Origin of the sequence: Enterobacter sp. AN-K1 (assembly GCF_020971765.1) — a bacterium.
GTDB lineage: Bacteria > Pseudomonadota > Gammaproteobacteria > Enterobacterales > Enterobacteriaceae > Enterobacter > Enterobacter hormaechei_C.
On sequence record NZ_CP087390.1, the window covers coordinates 127,131 to 152,874 of the forward strand.

The window sequence follows — 25,744 nt, forward strand, 5'->3', positions numbered from 1 at the left end:
AAAAAAGCCATCACTCTTAATGAGTAGATGCAAAACGTAAAAAAGGTGTGGTTTTTCACGGTGCTGACGCATCCCTGCTTCGTCCACCCACTAACCGTTACCCCTCTGGCAATTTAGAGGTAATCCTTTATTGGTATGGGTATACTCCAGGGTATGCACCAGAATAGCGCCATTCCTGCAATCAGGTCACGTCAGGAGCCCGGCAACTCTATGTTAAAAAGATGTTTATCTCCGCTGACGCTGGTTAACCAGCTGGCGCTTATTGTTCTGCTGTCCACCGCTATCGGCGTGACCGGCATGGCTATTTCTGGCTGGCTGGTACAGGGTGTACAGGGTAACGCGCATGCCATCAACGAGGCAGGCTCGCTACGTATGCAGAGTTACCGGCTGCTGGCGTCGGTGCCGCTGACGCAGGCTGACCAACCGCTTATCGACGAAATGGAGCGTACCGCATTCAGCCCTGAACTGGAAAGAGCCGCCATCCGTGACGGTCAGCAATCTCAGCTTAAGGCGCTTCAGGGCTACTGGCATACCCAACTGGAGCCCGGATTAAAGCGGGCGGAAGACCGGGAAACGGTCGCCCGGGACGTCGCCGGGTTTGTGTCACGCATCGATCATCTTGTCTCCTCATTCGATCGCACCACAGAGTTACGCATTGACCGTGTGGTGATGGTTCACCGCGCAATGGCGCTGTTTATGGGTTTGCTGCTGATTTTCACGGTTATCTGGCTACGCGCGCGGTTGCTTAATCCCTGGAAACAGCTCCTGGCGATGGCCCGCGCCGTCACACAGCGCGATTTTACCCAGCGCACGCACATCAGCGGGCGCAACGAAATGGCGATGCTCGGCGAGGCGCTCAACACCATGTCGGCAGAGCTATCAGAAAGCTACGCGGTACTGGAACAACGCGTCCAGGAGAAAACCGCCGGGCTTGAGCAGAAAAACGAGATCCTCTCTTTCCTCTGGCAGGCGAACCGTCGCCTGCATATGCAGGTCCCGCTTTGCGAACGTCTCTCGCCGGTACTGAACGGCCTGCAAAATCTGACTCTGCTCCGCGATCTTGAGCTTCGGGTTTACGACGTTGAAGATGAGGAAAACCATCAGGAATTTACCTGTCAGTCGGATATCTCCTGCGACGATAAAGGGTGTCATCTGTGCCCGCGCGGCTTGCCGCCGCTTACCACCAGCGGCACGACCCTCAAGTGGCGGCTGATGGACAGCCATACCCAGTACGGTATTTTGCTGGCCACCCTGCCCGCCGGACGTCACCTGAGCCACGACCAGCAGCAACTGGTCGATACGCTTGTTGAGCAGCTCACGGCCACGCTGGCGCTCGACCGCCACCAGGAGAAACAGCAGCAGCTGATCGTGATGGAGGAGCGTGCCACCATCGCCCGCGAGCTGCACGACTCCATCGCCCAGTCCCTCTCCTGCATGAAGATGCAGGTGAGCTGCCTGCAAATGCAGGATGAAGGCATGCCCGAGAGCAGCAAACAGCTGCTCAGCCAGATCCGCAACGAGCTTAACACCTCGTGGATTCAGCTTCGCGAGCTGCTGACCACCTTCCGTTTGCAGCTCACCGAGCCGGGGCTGCGCCCTGCGCTGGAATCCAGCTGTCAGGAGTTTAGCGCCCGGCTGGGCTTCCCGGTGAAGCTGGATTACCAGCTGCCACCGCGTTTTGTCCCCTCTCACCAGGCGATCCACTTGCTGCAAATTGCCCGCGAAGCCCTGAGCAACGTGCTCAAGCATGCCGAGGCGACGGCCGTCACGGTCACCGTCAGCTGCCAGGATAATCAGGTGAAGCTCAGGGTTCAGGATAACGGCCGCGGCGTGCCGGAAAATGCCGAACGAACGAACCACTATGGTTTAATTATCATGCGAGACCGCGCGCAAAGCCTGCGCGGTGATTGCCAGGTTCGCCGGGGAGAGTCAGGTGGCACCGAAGTTGTGGTCACCTTTATACCCGAAAAGCCCCTCATAACTGCTCAAGGAGAAAACCATGACTAATCAGGAACCGGCATCTATCCTGTTGATTGACGATCATCCGATGCTGCGCACTGGCGTTAAACAGCTTGTCAGCATGGCGCCAGATATCACCGTCGTCGGGGAAGCCAGTAACGGCGAACAGGGTATTGAACTTGCCGAATCGCTCGATCCTGATTTGATCTTGCTCGATCTCAACATGCCGGGCATGAATGGCCTGGAAACCCTCGACAAGCTGCGGGAGAAATCCCTCTCTGGCCGGGTGGTGGTCTTCAGCGTCTCAAACCATGAAGAAGACGTGGTCACCGCCCTCAAGCGAGGGGCAGACGGCTATCTGCTGAAAGATATGGAGCCGGAAGATCTGCTCAAGGCGCTGCAACAGGCTGCCGCAGGCGAGATGGTGCTGAGTGAAGCGTTAACGCCGGTACTGGCCGCCAGCCTGCGTGCGAACCGCGCCACGTCTGATCGTGACGTCAGCCAGTTGACCCCGCGCGAGCGTGACATTCTGAAGCTGATTGCCCAGGGGCTGCCGAACAAAATGATCGCCCGCCGTCTGGACATCACCGAGAGCACGGTCAAAGTGCATGTCAAACACATGCTGAAAAAAATGAAGTTAAAATCCCGCGTCGAAGCCGCCGTCTGGGTGCATCAGGAGCGCATTTTTTAACTTACTCATCCGGCAGCAACTTCCACCGTGGATCGTCGGCAGGCATTGCGACGAGCGGTTGCACCACGGAAAGCGTGATCTCATTGGAGGAGACACGCTGCCCATCCTTATCTTCCACCACGGCCGTAAGCCGCCATGTATTTTTCGCCCCTTCCGAATCATCCCATGCAGGCATGATCACACTCCAGCCATCGCTGCTGTTGCCGTTTGCCGGTGAGGTCAGGCTGAGTGCCTGGGTATCACCCAGCCAGTGGATCTGCCGGATACCGTGCTTGCTGCGAATTTGCAGCTTAAGCATCACCGTTTCGCCTGGCTTAAGATCCCACGGCGGCGTGGCAAGATATACCGAGAGGGTTTTGCGCTGACGAAATTCCATCACGGGCAGATTATCGCGCTCAGGTGAATCATAGCGGCTGCCCCGCAGCGAGCGCGTCGCCGCCACCTCCCCGGCGGAAAGCTGTTTCGCCAGCGGCACGCCAAAGCGATAGTTGAGCTTCAGCCCGAGGTTATTCTGGCTAACGCCGCTCTCCCCCTGCTTATGGGCAGCCGTCAGGGTGACCAGCGGAACGGGGGTATAGTTCAGCCCCAGGTTGACCGCAACCGGGTTGTGATACCCCGTACCGCTGTTAAACAGATCGACGTTATCGCCAAAATACTGTTCAAAGCTGACGCTGGTGTTCAGGTGATGAAACCAGGGAAGCCAGGCTTTGGCCGTCACGTCGTACCCGCGCGCCATGCGCTGCTCGCGGATGTCGGAACGCGGCTGCCAGCCAGCGAACGGCTGGTAGTAATTGGCCGACAGGCGCAGGTTTTCACCCCACGCCTCTGCGCCCAGCCCGGCACGTTGCAGGTTGTCTTCCAGCAGGTTGTCGTAAAAGGTGTTGTAGCCCAGCAGCCAGTTTCCGGCAACCCAGCGCTGCCCGATCCCGACGTTGCTCACCAGCCCGTCTGTCTGCTGCGTCAGACCAAGCTGGCTCCAGCTCAGATAACGGGTGTTGTCGTTCCAGGGGATAAACCAGCTTCCGCTGCTGCCGTTAAAGTTGCCGTCGTCATCCACCAGCACATTGACGTTGGCGTTTCCCCAGGGTGAAAGCCAGGATTCAATCTGCTCGTTGACTTCCCCGCTGACGGCATCCCGCACCTTGCCAAACGCGAACTGTCGCGCCTGCTGCCCGGCCGTCAGGCCGTTATCGGTCATACTGGCTTCACCGAAGGCCTTTGCCATTTCAGCCAGATGCTTTTCGCCTTCGGTGCTCGGCTGCGCCATACCGAGATCCGGCAGACTATCGCCGTTGTTATCAAAAGGATTTTGCGCCTGCTGCACGAAGGATTTCGGCGCACCGTGAACGGCTCCAGCCGTAAAAAGGGGGAGTAACAGCAAAAAACGGATGCGGGACGATACAGCCTTCAACGTCGTCAATCAGAACCTGTGTTTATGAACAAACACTTATTATGTTAACGCCATAAGCCCTGAAAACCAGTCTTAACAGAAATTTCAGGAATATCCTGAAAAGCATTGTCGCGTGGCGGCTTCCCCTTACCCGACCTACAAATTCGTACCGGTGCGAAGCCGCCACCCGACGCCCTTACCCTATCCCAACAGCCCTTTCAGCTCCGGCACGCAGGAGCCGCAGTTCGTACCGCAACGCAGCTTCACGCCCAGCGCTGCGGCAGAATCACAGCCTCCGGCTATCGCCTTACGTATCGTATTTTCACCCACGCTGAAGCAACTACAAATAATTCTCCCGGGATCGGCATCTTCGCCCGACCGTTGTCCGTGCAGCAGTGCATGGCGTTCAGCGAGTAGTACGGGCGCAGCAGCAAAGGCTTCTTCAATAAACGCATGCGCCAGCGCTGGCAGCGTATGGCCCTCCCAGTAGCCCAGCATCAGCTCGCCGTGATGCCAGGCGAGCACGCTGCTGCGTTCTCCCGTTTGTGCCACCTGTAACTGCCAGCCCCGACCGCTGGCGTACGCCATGACCCACGACAGTAACGGCTGCTCCGCCGCCACCGTCAGCCGTGAGGCTTTACGCCACCAGCAGACCGACGGCGGCAGCGCTGGCAGCTCCCGGGCATACAGTTCCCCCTGCCAGGCCGGTAGCCAGGGCAGGATCCTCACCGCGGTTTGTTTACTCTCCGGCTGGCCTGACCCGGCATCAACCCGCCCTTCCACCAGCGCGTTGACCTTTCCCTGCCTGGCAAATTGCGCGTTCCAGTGCATCGGCGCAAACAGCTCGCCCGCACGCTGCGCGGTGGAGATACGTACTCTGGCAACCATCACTCCGCGCGGGGAGCTTACCCGCGCCAGCTGGCCGTCAGTCAGCCCGGCGCGCGCCGCATCGGTTGCGTTCATCTCAACAAAAGGCTCATCGATATGCTGCATCAGGCGCGGAACATGCCCCGTGCGCGTCATGGTGTGCCACTGATCGCGGATCCGCCCGGTGTTCAGTATCAAGGGGTACAATTCGTCGACGCCTGCCCCATGTGGGGAGGGGTCAACCGGAACAAGCGTTCTTTGCGGAAAATCACCGGCATGCCACTGATACGGCGCCAGCGCGTCCCACGCCTCTCGCGACAGCGACGCCAGTTCGCGCAGGTTTAGCGCCCGTTCGCCGTTATTTTCAAACGCCGTCAGCGCCGCATGTTCACAAAATATCTCCTGAGGGTGTTCCCAGGCGAAGGCATCGCCATAACCGAGCTGCTCTGCGATCCGGGCGATGATCCACCAGTCCGGTCTGGCCTCGCCCGGCGCAGGCAGAAAGGCGCGCTGGCGGGAGATACGGCGTTCAGAATTGGTCACCGTGCCGTTTTTCTCGCCCCAGCCCAGGGCGGGAAAACGGATATGGGCAAACCGGCTGGTGTCCGTCTCCTGCATCACCTCAGATACCATGACCAGCGGGCAGGCCGCCAGAGCCTGGCACACCGCGTGGCTGTCGGGAAGTGACACGGCAGGGTTGGTGCCCATGATCCACACCGCCTTCACCTCGCCGCGGGCAATGGCGTCAAACAGTTCCACCGCCATCAGGCCCGGGGTCTGCGCCAGCCGTTCCGTTCCCCAGAAACGCGCCACGCGCGAAAGATCGTCCGGCTCGAAGTTCATGTGCGCCGCCAGCTGGTTCGCCAGCCCACCCACTTCCCGCCCGCCCATGGCGTTTGGCTGTCCGGTCAGCGAAAACGGGCCGCAGCCAGGACGGTTGAACTTTCCGCTGGCAAGATGCACGTTAATGATGGCGTTACACTTGTCACTGCCGCTGGAGGACTGGTTGATCCCCATGGTATAGAGCGTGATCGCGCGTGGCGCGGTGACAAACCAGTCGTAGAAGGTGCCAATCTCGTCTGAAGGCAGATCGCAAAACGCCGCCACGCGAGGGATCGGCCACTCGCCGCGCCCCTGGATCAGATTGAGCAACCCCACAAACAGCCCGGCGTCGCTGCCGGGTCTGAGCGCGAGGTGGAGATCGGCGATATCGCAGGTGGCGGTTTTACGCGGATCGATCACGACCACTTTCATCTGCGGATTGTTGTGTTTTGCCTGCACCAGCCGCTGATACAGCACCGGATGCGTCCAGGCCGCGTTCGAGCCAACGAGTACCACCAGATCGCTGTTTTCCACGTCCTCGTAGCTGCACGGCACCACGTCTTCACCGAAGGCGCGTTTGTAGCCCACCACCGCCGATGACATACACAGCCGCGAGTTGGTATCAATGTTCGCCGCCCCGATAAAGCCTTTCATCAGCTTGTTGGCGGCATAGTAATCCTCTGTCAACAGCTGGCCGGAGGCATAAAACGCCACCGCCTGCGGCCCCCATTCGTTGATGATGTTCCGCAGCCGCTCGCCCGCTTCGCCCAGCGCCTGCGGCCATGCCACCTCCCGGCCATCGACAACCGGGCGCAGCAGGCGTCCCTGTAGCCCCGTGGTTTCCCCAAGGGCAGATCCTTTTACGCACAGACGACCGAAATTCGCCGGATGAGTTTCATCCCCCCGAATGCTCACCTTTTCACCGTCTGCGCTGGCGACCACGCCGCAGCCCACCCCGCAGTAAGGGCACGTTGTCCGGGTTTCCGTCATGAGGCCTCCGCACGCATCACCAGCTCTTCATTTCCAACCCACACCTTGCCGTTTTCAATTTTTACCGGCCAGGCACGCACCGCAGGCGCCCCGCTCTCAGCCTGACACCCGTCGCGCAGACGAATACGTTGCTTGTAGAGCGGCGAGATCACCACCGGTTCCCCCGCCGCATCGCCGAGGATGCCGCGTGAAAGCACGTTCGCGCGGCTGCCCGGCTCCCGATCGTCGAGGGCATAAACGGTGTTGCCAAAGCGGAACAGCGCAATCGGTTTGCGCCCAAGATGCGCGCCAATGCCCGCCTGCTCCGGGATCTCGTCGATATTGCAAATTTCCTGCCAGCGCTTGTTCTCCTCCCCGGCGGGGACGTTCACCGCGGTGCGGAACAGCGCCAGGCGGTCAGGATCGTTAAGGGTGGTTTGCCATTCGCACTGGTAGGTCTCCACCACCCGGGCCATCTCCTGCTCCAGCTCGTGGACGATCCCCAGGCTGTCGTTGAGGATCACCTCGCGCAGATAGTCGAGGCCGCCTTCCAGGTTATCCATCCAGGTACTGGTGCGTTGCAGACGATCTGCCGTGCGAATGTAGAACATCAGGAAACGGTCAACGGTGCGGATCAGCGTTTCGTCGTCCAGATCGCTGGCGAAGAGATCCGCGTGGCGCGGCTTCATCCCGCCGTTGCCGCACAGATAGAGGTTCCAGCCTTTGTCCGTGGCAATCACCCCCACGTCTTTGCTCTGCGCCTCTGCGCACTCACGGGTACAGCCAGAGACCGCCATTTTGATTTTGTGCGGCGCGCGCAGCCCCTTATAGCGGTGCTCCAGCCTGACCGCGAGGCCGGTGGAATCCTGCACGCCGTAGCGGCACCAGGTCGACCCGACGCAGGATTTCACCGTGCGCAGGGATTTCCCGTAGGCATGTCCAGTCTCAAACCCGGCCTCCACCAGCGCCTGCCAGATTTCCGGCAACTGTTCGAGCGTAGCGCCAAACAGGTCAATACGCTGGCCTCCGGTGATTTTGCTGTAAAGGCTATAGCGTTTCGCAATCTGGCCGATGGCGATCAGCCCGTCGGCGGACACTTCACCCGCAGGCATCCGCGGGACGATGGAGTAGGTTCCGTCCTTCTGAATATTGGCGAAATAGCGGTCGTTGGTGTCCTGCAACGGCAGATGCGCCGGTTTCAGCAGATACTCGTTCCAGCAGGAAGCCAATACCGATCCCACCAGCGGCTTACAGATCTCGCATCCATGCCCCTGACCGTAGCGGCTGATAAGCTGGTCGAAGGTGCGGATATGGTTGACGCGCACCAGGTGGTAAATCTCCTGACGCGAGTACGGGAAGTGTTCGCAGATATCTTTTTTCACCTCCACGCCCTGCGCCGCAAGCTGGAACTCCATCACCTGCTTCACCAGCGCGCTACAGCCTCCGCAGCCGGTCGCCGCTTTGGTGCACTGCTTAATGGCGCCGATATCCGTTGCACCCGCGCTTACCGCCTGGCAGATATCCCCTTTGCTGACGTTATGACACGAACAGATCTGCGCGCTTTCCGGCAGTGCCGCCACGCCCAGCGCTTTCGGCGCGCCGCCTGACGACGCGGGTAAGATCAGCGTTTCCGGCTCTTTTGGCAGGCTGATGCCGTTGAGCATCATCTGCACCAGCGTGGCGTATTCGCTGGCATCGCCCACCAGCACGCCCCCCAGCAGGGTTTTGCTGTCGTGGCTGACCACAATTTTTTTGTAGATTTGCTGCGGCCCGTGCGTCCACTGGTAGCTCAGCGCGCCCGGCGTGCGCCCGTGGGCATCGCCAAACGACGCCACATCCACCCCCAGCAACTTGAGTTTGGTACTCATATCTGCGCCGGTGAAGCGCTTCTCCTCCCCCGCCAGCACAGCGGCGGCCACGCGCGCCATCTGGTAGCCTGGTGCCACCAGGCCAAAGATTTTCCCCTCCCACAGCGCGCATTCGCCGATGGCAATCACGTCCGGATCGGAGGTCCGGCAGCCGTCGTCAATGCAGATCCCGCCGCGCTCGCCGACAGCCAGCCCGCTGCTGCGCGCCAGCGCGTCCTGCGGCCGAATACCGGCAGAGAAGACCACCATGTCCGTTTCCAGCTGTTCACCATCGGCAAAACGCAGCACCAGCCCGTCGTCTGCGGTGGCAATCTCCGTCGTCGATTTACTGGTGTGTACTCCTACGCCCAGCGCCTCAATTTTCTTGCGCAGCATTGCCGCGCCGTCGCTGTCGAGCTGCACCGCCATCAGGTTCGGCGCAAACTCCACCACGTGAGTTTCCAGCCCGAGCTGCTTAAGCGCATTCGCCGCCTCCAGCCCCAGCAGGCCGCCGCCAATCACCACGCCGCGGCGAGAGCCTGCCGCATGGGCCGCAATGTTGTCCAGATCGTCGAGGGTGCGGTAGACAAAACAACCCGGCAGATCGTTGCCCGGAACGGGTGGTACGAACGGGTACGAGCCGGTCGCCAGCACCAGCTTGTCCCAGTGGGTCTCATGGCCACTGGCGGTACGCACTACGTGTGCATCACGATCGATAGCGACGATCTGCTGCGAGAGGCGCAGCTCAATGCCGTTATCGGCAAAGAACGCCCCCGCCACCAGCGAGAGCGAGTCCGCGCTGCGTCCGCCAAAATATTCCGACAGATGCACGCGGTCATAGGCGGCATAGCGCTCTTCGCCAAAAACAATAATCTGATACTGCTGATGTAAATTGCGGTTAACGCAGTCTTCGAGGAAATGATGGCCGACCATACCGTGCCCAACCACCACCAGAGTAGGTTTTGTCATAGCGTTCTGTCCTGCAACCTGCGGTTGCGTTGTGAAACGATCGAACAGCCAGTCCGCGTGGGCGGGCGCAGCCGTTGCCAGTAAATCGGTAAAGGTTGCCGCGCTGCGGCAGTCACCCAGCAGCAGCACGCCAGCCAGCGCCCCCTGATGGATGAGTAAACGTCGATAGTGACGGGTCAGCGGGTCCCATGAACTCCAGACCACATCGTCCGCCTGCGCCGTCGCGCGTCCGAGGCTGAACAGCTCCAGCCCGGTCACCTTAAGGCGCACGCCGTTGTCGACAAGGGTAAACGGCGCGGTGACCTCCCCGGCCAGCCGCGCGGCAAGAATATCCGCCTGCGCCAGACAGGGGGCGACCAGGCCAAACGTCTGGCCGTCAATTTCGCAGCACTCGCCGATGGCGTAGATATCCGGCACGGAGGTTTGCATCTGCGGATCCACCACGATGCCACGCGCGCAGCGAATGCCGCTGGCTTTTGCCAGCGCAACGTTGGGCTGCACGCCCGTGGCCAGCACCACGCGCGTGGCGGCGATGCGGCGTCCGTCGGTCAACGTCACGGCATCGTCAGCGATGGCGGTGATGCCGGAGGCGAGTTCACAGCGTACGCCCCGCGCCGCCAGCGCCTCGTCAAGCAGCAGTCCCGCCTGCTGATCCAGCTGCTGTTCCATAAGCCACGGACCGCGATGCACGAGCGTGACGTTGTCACCGTTGCGCGCCAGCGCTGCCGCGGCCTCCACGCCGAGTACGCCGCCGCCCAGCACTACCGCCGGTCCGGAGATATTCTGGATGGCGCGGGTCTCTGCCAGGGTGCGAAAGGTGAACACATGCGGCGCATCGACCCCGGGGATCGGCGGCACGACAGGGGTAGACCCGGTGGCAAACACCAGCGCATCCCAGCCCAGCGTGCGAGCAGAGGTATGCACTTCACGCGCGTTAACGTCTACTGCGAGCGCCGTTTCTCCTCGCAGCACCGTTACGCCTCGTGCCGTGTACCAGTCTTCATCGTGCAGACAGATGTGCTCCGCCTGCTTTTCGCCACCCAGCACCGGCGAAAGCTGGATGCGGTTGTATGCCTGCTCCGGCTCGTCACCGATGACGGTGACAGCGAAACGACCGGGAACACGCCCGGTGAGCGACGCAATCAGCCGGGCTGCCGCCATACCATTACCGATAATGACCAGTCGCATCGTGCCCCCTCATTACGCCGCTTTCGGCTGTTTTTCGTAGAGGAAATGGAGGATCTGCTGGCGCATGTGGTGATAGCGGCTGTCGTCCGCCAGCTGCACCCGGTTGCGCGGGCGCGGCAGATCGACGCGCAGGATCTCACCCACGGTGGCCGCCGGGCCGTTGGTCATCATCAGTACGCGGTCAGAGAGCAGTACCGCCTCGTCCACGTCGTGGGTAATGAGCACGATGGTGGTGTTCAGCGCCTGCTGGATCTGCATCACCGAGTCCTGAAGATGGGCGCGCGTCAGCGCATCGAGCGCGCCAAACGGCTCATCCATCAGCAGCACTTTCGGCTTCATTGCCAGCGCCCGGGCAATCCCGACGCGCTGCTTCATACCGCCGGAGATCTCCCCGGGGCGCTTATGCAGCGCGTGTCCCATCTGCACCCGGTCGAGGTTGTGCTCAATCCACGCTTTGCGCTCGACCTTACTCATGGTGTGACGGAAGACCTGATCCACCGCCAGCGCCACGTTGTCGAAGCAGGTTAACCACGGCAGCAGCGAATGGTTCTGGAACACCACCGCGCGCTCTGGCCCCGGCCCGGCGATTTCGCGGTTGTCGCAAATCAGCCCGCCTTCCGTCGGCAGCGTGATCCCGGCGATCAGGTTTAACAGCGTCGACTTGCCGCAGCCGGAGTGACCAATCAGACTGACGGTTTCGCCCTCGTGGATATCAAAAGAGACGTTTTGCAGCGCCAGAAACTCGCCGCTGGCGGTGGAAAAACGCTGGCTCACGGCCTGGACCTGAATTAACGGTTTCATCTTCACTCCTTATTTTCCCTGCCAGCTAAAGCGACGGGCGATCAGCATCAGCCCCTGCTCCAGCAGCAACCCGACCACGCCAATGATGACGATGGCGATGAGAATGTTTTCGACATTGAGGTTGTTCCACTCATTCCAGATCCAGAAGCCAATGCCTAAACCTCCGGTGAGCATCTCGGCGGCGACAATCACCAGCCAGGCAATGCCAATGGAAAGACGTACCCCGGTGAGCACCGCAGGCAGCACGGCGGGGAAAAGAATGCGGCGCATGATGGTCCACTCGGAGAGTTGCAGCACGCGGGCCACGTTGAGGTAGTCCTGCGGAATACGGCGCACCCCTTCGGCGGTGTTAATGACCATCGGCCAGATGGAGCAGATAAAAATGGTCCAGCTCGATGCAGGCTCCGCCTTCTGGAACAGCAGCAGGCCGATAGGCAGCCAGGCCAGTGGGCTGACCGGACGCAGGAGCGCGATCAGCGGGTTGAACATGCGGGAGAAAAAGGTGAAGCGGCCAATCAAAAAGCCCAGCGGAATGCCCGCCAGCGCCGCCAGACCAAAGCCGATGGCGACGCGCTGCAACGACGCCAGCACGTTCCAGCCAATGCCCATATCGTTTGGCCCGTCGCGATAAAACGGATCGGCAAACAGGGTCATGGCCGAATCAAGCGTGCTGAGCGGCGTCGGAAAGCCTTTACTGTTTATCGCCGCCAGCTGCCAGAGCAGCACCAGCAGGCCGAGACCGAGCAGCGCCGGGATGACGCGCTGTAAAAATTCATTCATCCGACGCGTAAAGGCTGGCGCACGACGGCGAACCTGTAGCGGAGGCAGGACAATCACTTCCCCGCTCTCTGACATCTCTTTTGGTTTTGTATTTTGCAGATGCTGCATATTCAGGCCCCTTTACGGTGAATGGCGAAGCGGTTGGCGTACCCTTCCGGATCGGTTCCGTTCCAGACGGTGCCGTCCATCAGGGTGCTGCTGCGATACGGTGATGACGGTGTGGACATGCCGCCCACGGCGGTCGCGGCATCCTGCCAGACCGCGGTCTGGTTAATGCGCTGTGCAATGCCCGCGTAATCCGGCGCGGCGTTGAGCAAGCCCCAGCGGCGGAACTGGGTTAGGAACCACATCCCGTCGGAGAGATACGGGTAGCTCACGGCTCCCTCGTTGAAGAAACGGATCGGGTGCGCATCCTGCCAGCGCTGACCGACCCCGTTGTCGTACTCGCCAAGCATACGTCCGGTGAGATACTGTTCCTTGCAGTTGAGCCAGGCGCGGCGCGAGAGGATCTGCGCGGTTTCGCGTTTGTTTTCCGCTGACGCCTCGATCCAGCGCGCGGCTTCCATCACCGCGCTCACCAGCGCCCGTGCGGTGTGCGGGTTTTTCGCCACCCAGTCACGTCGGGTGCCGAGGATCTTTTCCGGGTGATCGGCCCAGATGGACTGCGACGTGGCGGCGGTAAACCCGATGCGGTCGTTAATCGCCCGCGCGTTCCACGGCTCGCCAACGCAAAACCCGACCATGTTGCCAATGCGCATGTTCATCACCATCTGCGGCGGCGGCACCACCACAGTGCGCACATCGTCAAACGGGTTAATCCCCGCGCTGGCCAGCCAGTAGTAGAGCCACATGGCGTGCGTTCCCGTCGGGAAGGTATGCGCGAAGGTGTAGGTTCCCGGCGCCTGCTGCGCAATCAGCTTTTTCAGCCCGTCGAGGTCACGAGCGCCCTTCTCCGCCAGATCGCTGGAGAGCGTAATGGCCTGTCCGTTCTGATTGAGGGTCATCAGGTTCGCCATCTGCTGCGGCTTGCCCGCGATACCCAGCTCCAGACCGTACAGCAGGCCGTAAAGAATGTGTGCGGCGTCCAGCTCCCCCGCCACAAGCTTGTCGCGCACCGCCGCCCAACTCGCCTCTTTGGTCGGTACAATGGTAATACCGTGTTTTTTATCGAACCCCTTCAGGGCCGCGATAACCACGGGCGCGCAATCGGTCAGGGGGATAAACCCGATACGCACGGTATCCTGCTCCGGCTTATCTGACCCCGCCGCCCATGCGGCCTGCATGACACCCGGCAACAGCATCGCACCACTCGCCAGCATGCTGGCCTGCAATAACCGCCGTCTCGACAAATCCGCCATAGTTGCTCCTGAAAAAAGGCAAAAAAAAGCGCCCGACGGTGCTGAAGCACCGCTGGACGCCTTTATCCCGAAGACGCATGCACCGCCGTTGGCGCATCGTCGAAAATGGTTAATCTGTTAATGCAAAGGTAATGCCAGCTTTTCATCCCCGGCGTTACGGGGTTTCTGCAAGAAGAGCGCTGTTTTACGCACCTCAATCAGGCACAAAATGCCCACTGACTGTGCAACTACTCCCCAGGGGGTATCTTCCACAAATTTTTCACCGTCAGCAGCGCACGGGCGATATCCACCATGCGTTGGTTTTTATCCATCGCCATTTTGCGCAGGGTAGTCCACGCCTGCTCCTCGCTCAGGTTCTGGTGTGTCATCAGCACGCTTTTGGCTTTGTCGATGGTCTTACGCTCCTCCAGCGTGTCGCGCAGGGAAGCAAGCTGACGGGAGAGTTGCTCAATTTCACGCGCCTGCTGGCGCACCAGCGGCAGCAGCGGTCTGTCAGGAAATCGCGCCAGGATATCGTCGTGCTCATCGTCTGCGTGCAGGTTTTCGCTACAGCGACGTTCCTCAACTGCCGTCATCAGATCGGCAATTGCCACCTCCTCCAGCGTGCGCAGGTGCTCAAGGCGCGCGGTTTGCAGGGCAAACCATTTGAGGGCGGTATCGCCGTTATCTGCCGGAGGCTGGCGGGTGCACGCTTCACGCCTGAGTTTTTCAGTCTCCAGACCCGGCAGGCAGTTGAGGGTAAATGACTCCTGCACGTCTGGAGTGCAATGGGAGATAAAAACCTCAAAGCAGGCCTGCTGGCCATCAATGCGATCCACCAGCCGCTGGCGGGTTTCATCGTCAAAGAATCCCTGGGTGAAACCAATAGCCCCCAGCGCCCGCTCTTGTCCCACAAGTTCTTTGCCCTGCATCAGGCTGTAAAGGGCCACAAATCGGCCCGCGATGTGCGGATCGTCAATGCTGTCGCTGAGTTGAGGTACGATACTGAGCAGATGACGCAGTATGCGGCTGTAGTGTTCCATCGCCTGCGGCGCGGTGACTCGTTGACCTGTAACGCCATCACGCAGCACCGTTAGCGTCTCAAGGCCGTGCAGTGCGCTGGCAATGCGTTCGCAGAGGGCGCTGCCCGGCAGCGGTTCGTTAAACTGAAGGTGCAATACAGCAAGGTTTTCATCCACCAGGGCCCTGCTGGCCTTGCATTCAGGCGCGTACAATTTGCCCTGCGAGCAGAGCCAGACATTTGACGCACCGCGCTCGCACTGTAGCATATGCACCAGTCGACTGATGCCGTTCACCAGTGCGCCCAGCTGCGCCAGTCTGCCGAGCTGTTCCTCACGCAACATTTTCGCACGCTGGAACCATTCGGTTGCGCCAGGGGAACTGCCAGCCACTATCGTCATCGTTTCTCTCCCCGATACGTATTCTTCGGTACGAGAAGCAATATTCGTGCCTTTTCAAAGAACAGGAGTCAACATGCAGAAGATTGTGATCGTCGCCAACGGTGCGGCCTACGGCAGTGAATCCCTTTTTAACAGCCTGCGCCTGGCAATCGCGCTGCGCGATAAGGAGAGTGAGCTGGAGCTGCGCCTCTTTTTGATGTCCGACGCCGTCACGGCCGGGCTGAAAGGGCAGAAACCCGCAGAGGGCTACAACATTCAACAAATGCTGGAGATCCTGACCGCGCAAAACGTTCCGGTCAAACTGTGCAAAACCTGTACCGACGGGCGCGGCATTACCGGGCTGCCGCTGATTGATGGCGTGGAAATTGGCACGCTGGTGGAGCTGGCTGAATGGACGCTTTCCGCCGATAAAGTATTAACTTTTTAATAATAACCCGCCAAAAATATTATTTTCTTATGGACGCGGTTTCAGCATCAAGTTTACCTGCACCGTTGCCGATAGGCATGGAAACAACACAGCAGGTATTACACTTATGTTCAGATCCATTCGCGCCCGCATCATTGCCGCGACGACAGGCTGTCTGGTCGTCGCCCTTCTTCTTAATACTATTATTAACTTTCAGGTCACGCGCCAGGATAACCAGCAGTCGCAGCGCGATATTCTGACCAGCACCAGCGCCAGCCACAACATGGCGATTGCCGACTGGGTGAACAGCAAAATGACCGTCATTACCTCGGCGCAGCCGGTCGCGCTCAGCGACGATCCGGTTCCGGTGTTTAAACAGCTTGCGCTGGCGGGTGGATTCACCAACGTCTACGTGGGTTATGCCAGCAAAACGGCTAAATTTTCTGACCCAACCGGGGTACCCGCTGATTACGATCCCACCCTTCGCCCGTGGTATCAGCAGGTCGTCAGCGCTGATGGCCCGGTAGTGACTGCACCCTATGTGGACGCGGGCACCGGGAAACTGGTGGTGACGTTCGCGGTACCGGTTAAAGAGCAAGGCGCCCTGAAAGCGGTGGTGGCGGGCGATGTGGCGATGGACAGCGTGGTGGCTAACGTGCGCGGTATTCACCCGACCCCGGCCAGCAGCGGACTGCTTCTGGACAGCAACGGCACCGTTATTGCCGGCAGCGATCCTGCGCTGACGCTTAAGCCTTTTACGGAGACGATCAAAGGGACCGATTTTGCCGCCCTGAAAAGCGGCAACCTGGTTGACGGAACATTTAACGGACGCGAAAAAACGTTCCTGGCCACCGCCGTACCGGGGACGCACTGGCTGCTGGTTGTGGCGCTTGATAATGGCGATGCCACCGCCGGGATGCGGTCATTGCTTAAAGCATCTGCACTGTCTCTGGCGATCCTCGCCCTGCTGAGCGGTGCCCTCATGCATCTCCTGATTGCTCGCCTGCTTAAGCGGCTGTCAGGTATCCGTGACGCGATGAACAGCATTGCCAACGGTACTAACGATCTGTCGCAGCGTCTGCCGGATAAGGGGGGCGATGAAGTGGCGCAAATCGCGCAGGCATTTAACGCCTTCAGCGATAAGCTTTCTGTGGTGATGATCCAGCTGCGTGATGCCAGCGCCTCAGTGAAAAACGCCGCGCATGAGATTGCGGCAGGTAATCAGGATCTTTCCGGGCGTACCGAGCAGGCGGCATCAAGCCTTCGCGAAACCGCCAGCGCCGTGGAAGAGATCACGGCCTCCGTCACGCAGTCAAACGAGTCGGCAGCAGAAGCGAACGAACAGGCGAGCAAGGCCTCTGCCGCCGCATCCCGTGGAGGCGACGTCGTCGCTCAGGCCATCAGCACCATGCAGTCCATTGAACTGGCTTCCGCGAAAATCGGCGATATCACCAGCGTCATTGACGGCATTGCCTTCCAGACCAATATTCTGGCGCTTAACGCCTCGGTGGAAGCGGCGCGTGCCGGGGAGCAAGGCCGTGGGTTCGCGGTCGTTGCGGGGGAAGTACGTAACCTGGCCAGCCGCAGCGCTCAGGCGGCGAAAGAGATCAAATCCCTTATTGACTCCACCACCGAAAGCGTAGCAATCGGCTCCCGGTTTGTGCACCTTGCGGGCGACAGCATGGATGAGATCCGCGCCAGCGTCGGGAGCGTGTCTGGCATTATGCGTGAGATATCCATTGCCACCCGGGAGCAGATGAAAGGGATCCATGAGATTAACCACGCGGTGACTCACCTGGATCGCATGGTGCAGCAGAACGCCGAGCTTGTTGTACAGTCTGCTGCGGCGGCCAGCGCCCTGCAAAGCCAGGCGGGCGACCTTGCTGAGACCGCTGGCCATTTCCGCATATAATTTTTCCCGGACGCGCGTAAAGCAGGGAAAACGCGCGTCCGCTGAAAGGTTTCAGGGATTTTGTCATTTTTGTTTAATCGTTGCGCCATTTTTTGATCGAAATCAGCATCCCACCCCTGCCCCTTTGGTGTTATGCAATGAGTAAATTGTGAACAACATCACGCTCGGGATGGGCAAAAACGACGGGGTATAAAATGGCACGAGTTAAAACAAGTCTGAAACTGTTTGGCGGGGATACGGTAGTGGTGCGTTGCTCAGAGCGTTGCCGCATCCATCTGATGAGTACAAAAGGACAGAAGCAATCGCAGGCAGATATCCTTACCGTCCAGGACGATAAGGCCTGGCTGACGGTGCCTTACACCGGCACCTGGGATGTGCTGATCGACAGCCACAGCCAGTCGCTCGAACATTCCGTAAGTTACGTGGCGGCATAACCGTAAACGCCCGGCCAGCCGGGCGTATTATCAGGCAAAACCCGGCCGCAGCGTATTGCTGAGCGGGTTCCCTTCCAGCAGCGCTTTCACCTTCACCACCAGCTCACTCAGACAGTCGTCCTGCATACCGAGACGCGTCAGCTCCTGATCGAGCGAGAAAAGGTACTGGGCGTTAGTACCCAGCGGTCCACTGGCGGCGGCAATCAGCGGGGCAATCACCTGGGTACGGGTGTCGGCTTCATACAGCGGATGGCGCGGATCCATAATGAACACCAGCGCGTTGACGGTGCGCCCGTCATCCAGTTCCAGCTTGCACCAGCTGGGCATATAGCAGCCGGTGATCATCTCGCGCTTCCACAGCAGCGTCAGCTCATCTTCCAGCGTGGTATCCGGCAGCCGGTATGCCACGCCCGTGGTGCGCCCGCCCTCTTTTAGTGCAAGCATGCGGCCAGGCTGGCACGCGCTGCCGCGTCCGGCGGTCAGGCGCAAACAGAAGGCGCGGTGCCAGCCAGGCAGCGTTCCGGTTGCCGATTCAACAAATTCGAGTGCCGGGTTCCACATCAGCGAGCCGTAACCAAAGATCCAGACCGGGCCATCATCCGGGCGGCAGGCCAGCGTTGCCGCAAGCGACGCCGCACGTTGTTCAGCCGACCACAGAAGCGATTCCTCAATAGCACCAAATGCCGTCTTACAATCTGCCTTCATCAAGAAATCACGCGTTAACACATTCCACCTCCGCCACTGCATGCTTCCTTGCGACATCTTTAAAGCGCCTTCCCGGCATTCTGTGCTGTTCATTTTAACAGCAGTTGAGCAACGATAAGCAATTCGCGGGCCAGATGCAATACAGCGGCAGGTCAACCGCCTGAAATGTCAAAATGGAGGTAGCGTATTATTCGACGGCTATTTCTTTTTGTGCCATTTATCATCGTCCCCTTTCTCATAGTCATTTTTCACGGCGGCCCAGGCCACCTTATGCGCCGTCTCTTCACGGCTGGCATCGTCCCGCCGATCTTCTTTATCTTTGTACTGATCCCAGGCGCTGTTAAAGGCTTCTTTGTAGATATCCTGGGCGTGGGCAGGCAATACGTTTTGCACGTTATCCGGTAATTCGCTTTTCGATTTGTATGGCATCGTTAACCTCTCTTTTGGCTAAAAGATAAGTGTGGACGACGATACGCGAGGGTGCCACTCGCCAGTAAGAAATGAACAATTTAAAAATACAACGCATTGTTATTAAACCATTATTTAATGGAGACAAGGCATTATAAGCATCAGACATAAAAATTATCACAAAGGGTAAAATTAAGTAAAAAACACAGGGTATTTAACAAATTTCTGTTAAATTAATACCCTCAAAATCTATCTATAATTACAAGCACCTGCACTGTTGGAGAAACACATGACAGCAACACACGAGGCGGTAAAAACCCGCCACAAGGAGACCTCTCTCATTTTCCCGGTTCTGGCACTGGCTGTGCTGCTCTTCTGGGGAAGCAGTCAGTCATTGCCAGTGGTTGTGGGGATCAATATTCTGGCTCTGGTGGGTATTTTAACCAGTGCATTTAGTGTGGTACGCCATGCGGATGTTTTAGCCCACCGTCTTGGCGAGCCGTATGGGTCATTAATTTTAAGCCTTTCGGTTGTGATTCTTGAGGTCAGTCTCATTTCCGCATTAATGGCCACCGGCGACGCCGCGCCAACGCTAATGCGCGATACGCTCTACTCCATCATTATGATTGTCACCGGCGGCCTGGTCGGTTTTTCACTTTTATTAGGTGGTCGCAAATTTGCCACCCAGTACATGAACCTCTTTGGCATTAAACAGTACCTGATCGCCCTGTTCCCGCTGGCGATTATTGTGCTGGTCTTCCCGATGGCGCTGCCGGGTGCCAATTTCACCACCGGCCAGGCGCTGCTGGTGGCGCTGATTTCCGCGGCGATGTACGGCGTGTTCCTGCTGATCCAGACCAAAACGCACCAGAGCCTGTTTGTTTACGAGCATGAAGACGACGGCGACGACGATGACCCGCATCACGGTAAGCCGTCGGCCCACAGCAGCGCGTGGCATACGGTTTGGCTGATCGTGCATCTGATTGCCGTTATTGCGGTCACCAAGATGAATGCGAACCCGCTGGAGGCGCTGTTAACTGAACTGAACGCGCCGGTCGCCTTTACCGGTTTCCTGGTGGCCCTGTTGATCCTGTCGCCAGAAGGTCTGGGAGCGCTGAAAGCGGTGCTCAATAATCAGGTGCAGCGGGCGATGAATCTGTTCTTCGGCTCCGTTCTGGCGACCATCTCTCTTACCGTTCCGGTGGTGACGCTGATTGCCTTTATGACGGGGAATGAATTGCAGTTTGCGCTGGGTGCGCCGGAGATGATTGTGATGGTGGCATCCTTGCTGCTGTGCCAGATTTCCTTCTCCACCGGCCGCACCAATGTGCTGAACGGCGCGGCGCATATGGCGCTGTTTATTGCGTATCTGATGACGATATTTGCGTAGCCTTTTTGCCCAGCGGCGCTTCGCTTGCAGGGCCTACGGGTTTTGTAGGCCGGGTAAGCGCAGCGCCACCCGGCAATATGCCCCATAAAAAAACCCGCCGAAGCGGGTTTTTTTATTAGTTGCTGGTATCCAGCTCGTCGAAGCTCTTCACCAGATCGTCAATCGCTTTGATCTGTTTCAGGAACGGCTCCAGCTTATCCAGCGGCAGCGCGGATGGACCGTCGCATTTCGCGTTAGCCGGATCCGGGTGCGCTTCAATAAACAGACCCGCCAGGCCGGTTGCCATACCGGCGCGCGCCAGTTCGGTCACCTGCGCACGACGCCCGCCAGACGCGGCGCCAAACGGGTCGCGGCATTGCAGGGAGTGGGTCACGTCGAAAATCACCGGGGACTGGTTAGAAACGTTCTTCATCACGCTGAAGCCCAGCATATCCACAACCAGGTTGTCATAACCGAAGTTTGAACCACGGTCGCAGAGGATCACCTGGTCGTTACCGCCTTCGATAAACTTGTCGACGATGTTACCCATCTGGCCAGGGCTCACGAACTGCGGTTTTTTCACGTTAATCACGGCACCGGTTTTCGCCATCGCTTCTACCAGGTCAGTCTGGCGAGCGAGGAACGCCGGAAGCTGAATCACGTCTACCACATCAGCCACGGGCTGTGCCTGAGACGCTTCGTGCACGTCGGTGATCACTTTCACGCCAAACGTCTGTTTCAGCTCCTGGAAAATCTTCATCCCCTCTTCCAGGCCCGGGCCACGGTAGGAGTGAATGGAGGAGCGGTTGGCTTTGTCAAAAGAGGCTTTAAACACGTACGGGATGCCCAGCTTTTGGGTCACGGTCACGTAGTGTTCGCAGATGCGCATAGCGAGATCGCGGGATTCCAGCACGTTCATACCGCCAAACAGCACGAACGGCAGGTCGTTTGCCACGTTGATATCACCAATGCTAACCACTTTTTGTTTCATAGGATCGCCTTATTCAGGTGTGAATCGGAATTAAGATTAATGCAGTGTAATGTGCTTATGCGCGATCGCGTTAATCTGCGCGCGGATCATCTCGCTGATCGGGTCTTCCGGACATTGCTCGACGAAATAATTCAAATCATTCAGCGCCACGTGCTCGCAGTCGAGCTGCGCATAAATCAGGCCGCGGTCGCGGATTTCGTACGGATCTTCCGGATTGAACTGCAACAGCACTTCGCTTGCGCGCAGGGCCAGCTCCATCTGACGCTCTTCCATCAGCGCAGACTTCAGCGTATCCAGGAGCTTGCGGATCACTTCGGCGTTATCGGCTTCATCAAGATCTTCATTGAACAGCTCAGCTATCGGGCTGATGTTGCCTTTCAGCCAGACGTCCAGCGTATGCTCATCCAGCGTGTCGCCGTTAAACGGATTGATTAACCACATCTCACCGTCCAGCCACTCCGCCCGCAAAATCATCTGCGTCGGGAAAATGACCGGCACCAGTGGAATATCCAGCTCGTGCGCAACCCACAGTAAAATGGCGCCCAACGCGACGGCGCTGCCCTGACGATTTTTCAACACCTGGTCCAGCCACAGTGCGTCAGACAGGCGGTACACGCCTCGCGTGTCGCAGAAACCCCATTCGCCGTAGAAAAGCTCAATCAGCTTCTCTAATTGCCAGTCCTGCGGACGTGCCTGATTGATCTCTTCGCGCGCCAGGCTGACCAGATTCTCCAGTTCAGCGTAAACGTACTGTGACGTAAAATCGTCGCGGATCATCTCTGAAATCAGGATCATACCATCGCAGAGCGGCACTTTGTTAAATTCGAAATCGGCTAAGGACCTCATGACTTACCCCAGTAACGGTATTCTTGTGGTGGCGAGTTTAATGATGATGTACAGCACCACCAGACCCAGCAAAAAGGCGATAAACCCTGTCTGCTGGCTGCGCGGACGATGACGCCCAAGCGCGATAAAACCCAAAACGATGTAGATGATAACGCCAAACAGCTTTTCAGTCAGCCATGCGCCTTTATCAGTAAATGGCAGATAGCCGGTTTTCCACATTAACCCGGCTCCGGAAAGGAACAGCACCGTATCGATACAGTGCGGGGCGATGCGTACCCAGCGGGCGTTAATCAGCGGATTGTTGCTGTAGCGCCACCAGTAGCGGGCAATGAAAAAGCCGATGGTCAGGGCAACGGAAACCAGGTGAACGGAGATCAGCAGCGTAAACAGGCTCATGACCACTGCCCCAGCGTCAGACGTTCATTGCCGCCGTAATCCCGGCAGGTTTCCACGGCAACATATCCGGCACGCGTAAACAGCGCTCGCACCGCCTCTCCCTGCGTCCAGCCATGTTCCACCAGCAGCCAGCCACCGGGAAGCAAATGTTGCCGTGACGTTGTCACAATGTGATCGAGATCCGCAAGTCCCTGATTCGCAGCGACCAGCGCGGTCAACGGTTCAAAACGCACGTCGCCCTGCGCGAGATGCGGATCGTCTTCGTCGATGTAGGGCGGATTGCTGACAATCATTTCGAACATGCGGCTTTCAAGCGCGGCAAACCAGCTGCTTTGCAGAACGGAAACATTGTTCAGCCCCAGCCGTTCAACGTTGCGCCGCGCGAGGGCGACCGCATCCGGCATCACGTCTACCGCCGTCACGGTGCAGTCCGGCCGCTCGCTGGCAAGCGCCAGCGCAATCGCCCCGGTGCCGGTGCCGAGATCGAGGATCTGACACGGCTGCGCCGGTAACCGCGCCAGCGCCTGCTCCACCAGACACTCGGTGTCCGGGCGCGGGATCAGCGTGGCCGCTGAAACGTACAGCGGAAGTGACCAGAACTCGCGTTCGCCAACCAGATGCGCCACCGGCTCGCCGGTTTTACGGCGGGCAAGCAGCGTCTCCAGCTGCGATAGCTGTTCAGCGGTTAGCGCGGTTTCGCCGAAAGCCAGCAGATACGTGCGGGCTTTACCCGTCACATGCTCAAGCAGAATTTCGGCGTCGCGCTTCGGGCTTTCACTTGCAGAAAGCTCACTGGCGGCATGGCGTAACCAGCGCTGAAAATCCATTAATCCTGCTCGGACAGTGCCGCCAGCTGGTCGGCCTGGTATTCCTGCACGATAGGCTCAATCAGCATATCGAGCTTGCCTTCCATCGCCTCATCCAGACGGTAGAGCGTCAGGTTGATGCGATGGTCGGTTACGCGACCCTGCGGGAAGTTATAGGTACGGTTACGGTCGCTACGATCGCCGCTGCCCAGCAGGTTACGGCGGGTAGAGGCTTCCGCCTGCTGGCGTTTCGCCATTTCCGCCGCGTGAATACGGGCGCCCAGCACGGATAACGCTTTAGCTTTGTTCTTGTGCTGGGAACGTTCATCCTGACACTCAACCACAATCCCGGTGGGCAGGTGAGTAATACGGATAGCGGAGTCGGTGGTGTTAACGTGCTGACCACCTGCCCCTGAAGAGCGGAAGGTGTCGATGCGCAGATCCGCCGGGTTGATATCCGGCAGTTCCGCTTCCGGCAGCTCCGGCATCACCGCCACCGTACAGGCTGACGTATGAATGCGTCCCTGAGATTCTGTCGCAGGCACGCGCTGCACGCGGTGACCGCCGGATTCAAATTTCAGTCGACCGTACACGCCGTCACCGCTGATTTTGGCGATAACCTCTTTGTAGCCGCCATGCTCGCCTTCGTTGGCGCTCATGATCTCCACGCGCCAGCGACGGGATTCGGCATAACGGCTGTACATTCGGAACAGATCCCCGGCGAACAGCGCCGCTTCGTCGCCGCCGGTACCGGCGCGGACTTCCACAAAGGCGTTACGCTCATCATCCGGATCTTTCGGCAGCAGAAGCACCTGAAGCTGCTGCTCCATCTCTTCTGAACGCGCTTTTGCGTCCTGCAACTCTTCCTGCGCCATCTCGCGCATCTCAGGATCGTCGAGCATCATCTGCGCGGTTTCGATATCTTCCTGGACCTGTCGCCAGTCGGTAAAGCATTTTGAAACATCACTTAACTGCGCGTATTCACGCGACAGCGCGCGAAAACGTTCCTGGTCGGCAATGATCCCGGCATCGCCGAGCAGCGCCTGGACTTCTTCATGGCGCTCGTGCAGAGCTTCCAGTTTAGCGACGATAGAAGGCTTCATAGGCGTAAATGCACCTTGTCTTAGAAAATGGGTATAGGGCGCTATTCCAGCCCGAGGCTGTTGCGCAGAATTGTCAGGCGTTCATCGTCCCCGTCACGGGCAGCCTGCTGAAGAGATTTGGTTGGGGCATGGATCAGGCGGTTGGTCAGTTTCCAGGCCAGATCCTGCATAATCGCCTGCGCGTCGCCGCCCTGTTCAAGGGCCGCTAACGCTTTGGCCGTCAGGTCATCACGCACCTGCTCCGCCTGACCGCGGTATTCGCGGATGGTCTCGCTGACGCTTTGCGCGCGCAGCCAGGCCATAAATTCGCTGGTTTCCTGTTCAACGATGGTTTCCGCCTGCACAGCCGCCGCCTTACGCTGGGCAAGGTTGTGCGAAATGATGCTTTGCAGATCATCCACGCTGTACAGGTAGGCGTTCGCCAGTTTGCCCACTTCCGGTTCGACATCACGCGGAACGGCGATATCCACCAGCAGCATCGGCTGATTGCGGCGGGATTTCAGCGCACGCTCGACCATCCCTTTCCCGATAATCGGCAGCGGGCTGGCGGTAGAACTGATAATAATGTCCGCCTCTTTCAGACGTTCATCGATGTCGCTCAGCGCAATCACCTCAGCGCCCACTTCATCTGCCAGCACCTGGGCACGTTCGCGGGTGCGGTTGGCGATGATCATCTTCTTCACCTTGTGTTCGCGAAGATGGCGCGCCACCAGCTCGATGGTTTCGCCCGCCCCCACCAGCAGTACGGTGACGGTCGACAGGGATTCAAAAATTTGACGGGCAAGGGTACAGGCCGCGAAAGCAACCGAAACCGCACTGGCGCCAATGTCGGTTTCGGTTCGCACACGCTTCGCCACGGAGAATGACTTCTGGAACATTCGCTCCAGTTCGCTGGCTTTCAGATGCCCTTTCTGGGAATCCGCGAAGGCTTTTTTCACCTGGCCGAGGATCTGCGGCTCGCCCAGCACCAGCGAATCCAGACCGCTGGCCACGCGCATCAGATGGCTGACCGCATCGTTATCCTGATGCCAGTACAGACTGTTGCGCAGCTCTTCTTCGTTGAGGTTGTGGTAGTCACACAGCCAGCGGATCAGCGCCTCGTGCAGGTTGTCCTGCTCTTCTACGCTCAAATACAGCTCGGTACGGTTGCACGTCGACAGCACCACGCCACCCTGCACCATCGGCTGTGCAAGCAGGCTGTCCAGCGCCAGGTCGAGCGTATCCGGCGAAAACGTAACGCGTTCTCGCAGTGAAACCGGGGCTGTTTTGTGGTTAATACCGAGTGCTAATAGGGTCATGTTGAGCGGGAGTAGTACCAGCGTTAATA

21 protein-coding genes are annotated in these 25,744 nt (G+C 58.8%); 6 read left to right on the top strand and 15 right to left on the bottom strand.

Annotated elements, in window-relative coordinates; genetic code table 11:
* The first annotated feature begins 210 nt into the window (after positions 1-210).
* Together narX and narL are read left to right on the top strand one after the other, a co-directional pair.
* Positions 211-2,007, top strand: a complete 1,797-nt coding sequence (gene narX, locus LOC22_RS00630) for a nitrate/nitrite two-component system sensor histidine kinase NarX (protein ID WP_032669674.1) — start codon at positions 211-213, stop codon at positions 2,005-2,007.
* A complete protein-coding gene (gene narL / locus LOC22_RS00635; protein ID WP_003856701.1) occupies positions 2,000-2,650 on the top strand; it encodes a two-component system response regulator NarL in 651 nt (216 codons plus the stop codon). The genes narX and narL overlap by 8 nt, the downstream gene beginning before the upstream one ends.
* A gap of 1 nt (position 2,651) precedes the next feature.
* Here narL and LOC22_RS00640 read toward each other — a convergent pair whose 3' ends face one another.
* The 7 genes from LOC22_RS00640 to nasR form a co-directional block, all read right to left on the bottom strand.
* Positions 2,652-4,070, bottom strand: a complete 1,419-nt coding sequence (locus tag LOC22_RS00640) for a YchO/YchP family invasin (protein WP_319023527.1) — start codon at positions 4,068-4,070, stop codon at positions 2,652-2,654.
* Between the two features lie 171 nt (positions 4,071-4,241).
* Complete coding sequence (locus tag LOC22_RS00645) at positions 4,242-6,719, bottom strand: nitrate reductase (RefSeq protein ID WP_060460337.1); 2,478 nt, start codon at positions 6,717-6,719, stop codon at positions 4,242-4,244.
* Positions 6,716-10,702 (bottom strand): nitrite reductase large subunit NirB, encoded by a 3,987-nt coding sequence (gene nirB / locus LOC22_RS00650; RefSeq protein ID WP_072134650.1) that lies wholly within the window; start codon positions 10,700-10,702, stop codon positions 6,716-6,718. Before nirB ends, LOC22_RS00645 begins: the two co-directional genes overlap by 4 nt.
* 12 nt (positions 10,703-10,714) lie before the next feature.
* Entirely contained in the window at positions 10,715-11,503 is a 789-nt protein-coding gene (locus LOC22_RS00655; RefSeq protein ID WP_017693299.1) for an ABC transporter ATP-binding protein, read from the bottom strand.
* A gap of 9 nt (positions 11,504-11,512) precedes the next feature.
* A complete protein-coding gene (gene ntrB / locus LOC22_RS00660; protein WP_230239252.1) occupies positions 11,513-12,391 on the bottom strand; it encodes a nitrate ABC transporter permease in 879 nt (292 codons plus the stop codon).
* A 2-nt stretch (positions 12,392-12,393) separates the two neighbouring features.
* Complete coding sequence (locus LOC22_RS00665) at positions 12,394-13,641, bottom strand: CmpA/NrtA family ABC transporter substrate-binding protein (protein WP_230239253.1); 1,248 nt, start codon at positions 13,639-13,641, stop codon at positions 12,394-12,396.
* Between the two features lie 227 nt (positions 13,642-13,868).
* Positions 13,869-15,041, bottom strand: a complete 1,173-nt coding sequence (nasR, locus tag LOC22_RS00670; protein ID WP_230239254.1) for a nitrate regulatory protein NasR — start codon at positions 15,039-15,041, stop codon at positions 13,869-13,871.
* A 73-nt stretch (positions 15,042-15,114) separates the two neighbouring features.
* On the opposite strand from nasR, the gene LOC22_RS00675 reads away from it, so the two are divergent.
* From LOC22_RS00675 to LOC22_RS00685, 3 genes are all read left to right on the top strand, one after another.
* Positions 15,115-15,468, top strand: a complete 354-nt coding sequence (locus LOC22_RS00675; RefSeq protein ID WP_015570354.1) for a DsrE/DsrF/TusD sulfur relay family protein — start codon at positions 15,115-15,117, stop codon at positions 15,466-15,468.
* A 106-nt stretch (positions 15,469-15,574) separates the two neighbouring features.
* The gene (locus LOC22_RS00680; RefSeq protein WP_230239255.1) at positions 15,575-17,359 is read left to right on the top strand and encodes a methyl-accepting chemotaxis protein; all 1,785 of its coding nucleotides are present in this window, start codon (positions 15,575-15,577) and stop codon (positions 17,357-17,359) included.
* 194 nt (positions 17,360-17,553) lie between these two features.
* The gene (locus tag LOC22_RS00685; protein WP_015570352.1) at positions 17,554-17,793 is read left to right on the top strand and encodes a hypothetical protein; all 240 of its coding nucleotides are present in this window, start codon (positions 17,554-17,556) and stop codon (positions 17,791-17,793) included.
* A gap of 30 nt (positions 17,794-17,823) precedes the next feature.
* Here the strand turns inward: LOC22_RS00685 and LOC22_RS00690 are convergent, their stop codons facing one another.
* The gene (locus LOC22_RS00690; RefSeq protein WP_017384255.1) at positions 17,824-18,519 is read right to left on the bottom strand and encodes a gamma-glutamylcyclotransferase; all 696 of its coding nucleotides are present in this window, start codon (positions 18,517-18,519) and stop codon (positions 17,824-17,826) included.
* Between the two features lie 177 nt (positions 18,520-18,696).
* Positions 18,697-18,927 (bottom strand): putative cation transport regulator ChaB, encoded by a 231-nt coding sequence (gene chaB / locus LOC22_RS00695; RefSeq protein ID WP_003856674.1) that lies wholly within the window; start codon positions 18,925-18,927, stop codon positions 18,697-18,699.
* Positions 18,928-19,195: 268 nt separating this feature from the next.
* Between chaB and chaA the strand changes: the two genes are divergently transcribed.
* Positions 19,196-20,296 carry a sodium-potassium/proton antiporter ChaA gene (gene chaA / locus LOC22_RS00700; RefSeq protein WP_003856672.1) on the top strand — a complete coding sequence of 367 codons (1,101 nt, stop codon included), beginning with the start codon at positions 19,196-19,198 and terminating at the stop codon, positions 20,294-20,296.
* A gap of 115 nt (positions 20,297-20,411) precedes the next feature.
* Here the strand turns inward: chaA and kdsA are convergent, their stop codons facing one another.
* Genes kdsA through hemA form a run of 6 tightly spaced genes read right to left on the bottom strand, consistent with a single transcriptional unit; the run spans position 20,412 to position 25,715 of the window.
* A complete protein-coding gene (gene kdsA / locus LOC22_RS00705; RefSeq protein ID WP_003856671.1) occupies positions 20,412-21,266 on the bottom strand; it encodes a 3-deoxy-8-phosphooctulonate synthase in 855 nt (284 codons plus the stop codon).
* Between the two features lie 36 nt (positions 21,267-21,302).
* Positions 21,303-22,112 (bottom strand): invasion regulator SirB1, encoded by an 810-nt coding sequence (gene sirB1, locus LOC22_RS00710; protein WP_006810913.1) that lies wholly within the window; start codon positions 22,110-22,112, stop codon positions 21,303-21,305.
* A 3-nt stretch (positions 22,113-22,115) separates the two neighbouring features.
* Positions 22,116-22,508: an invasion regulator SirB2 gene (sirB2, locus tag LOC22_RS00715; protein ID WP_017384257.1), complete on the bottom strand. Its 393-nt coding sequence runs from the start codon at positions 22,506-22,508 to the stop codon at positions 22,116-22,118.
* Positions 22,505-23,335 (bottom strand): peptide chain release factor N(5)-glutamine methyltransferase, encoded by an 831-nt coding sequence (gene prmC, locus LOC22_RS00720; RefSeq protein WP_230239256.1) that lies wholly within the window; start codon positions 23,333-23,335, stop codon positions 22,505-22,507. The genes sirB2 and prmC overlap by 4 nt, the downstream gene beginning before the upstream one ends.
* Complete coding sequence (gene prfA / locus LOC22_RS00725) at positions 23,335-24,417, bottom strand: peptide chain release factor 1 (protein ID WP_023296764.1); 1,083 nt, start codon at positions 24,415-24,417, stop codon at positions 23,335-23,337. The genes prmC and prfA overlap by 1 nt, the downstream gene beginning before the upstream one ends.
* A 41-nt stretch (positions 24,418-24,458) precedes the next feature.
* Positions 24,459-25,715 carry a glutamyl-tRNA reductase gene (gene hemA / locus LOC22_RS00730; RefSeq protein ID WP_003856666.1) on the bottom strand — a complete coding sequence of 419 codons (1,257 nt, stop codon included), beginning with the start codon at positions 25,713-25,715 and terminating at the stop codon, positions 24,459-24,461.
* Positions 25,716-25,744: the final 29 nt, after the last annotated feature.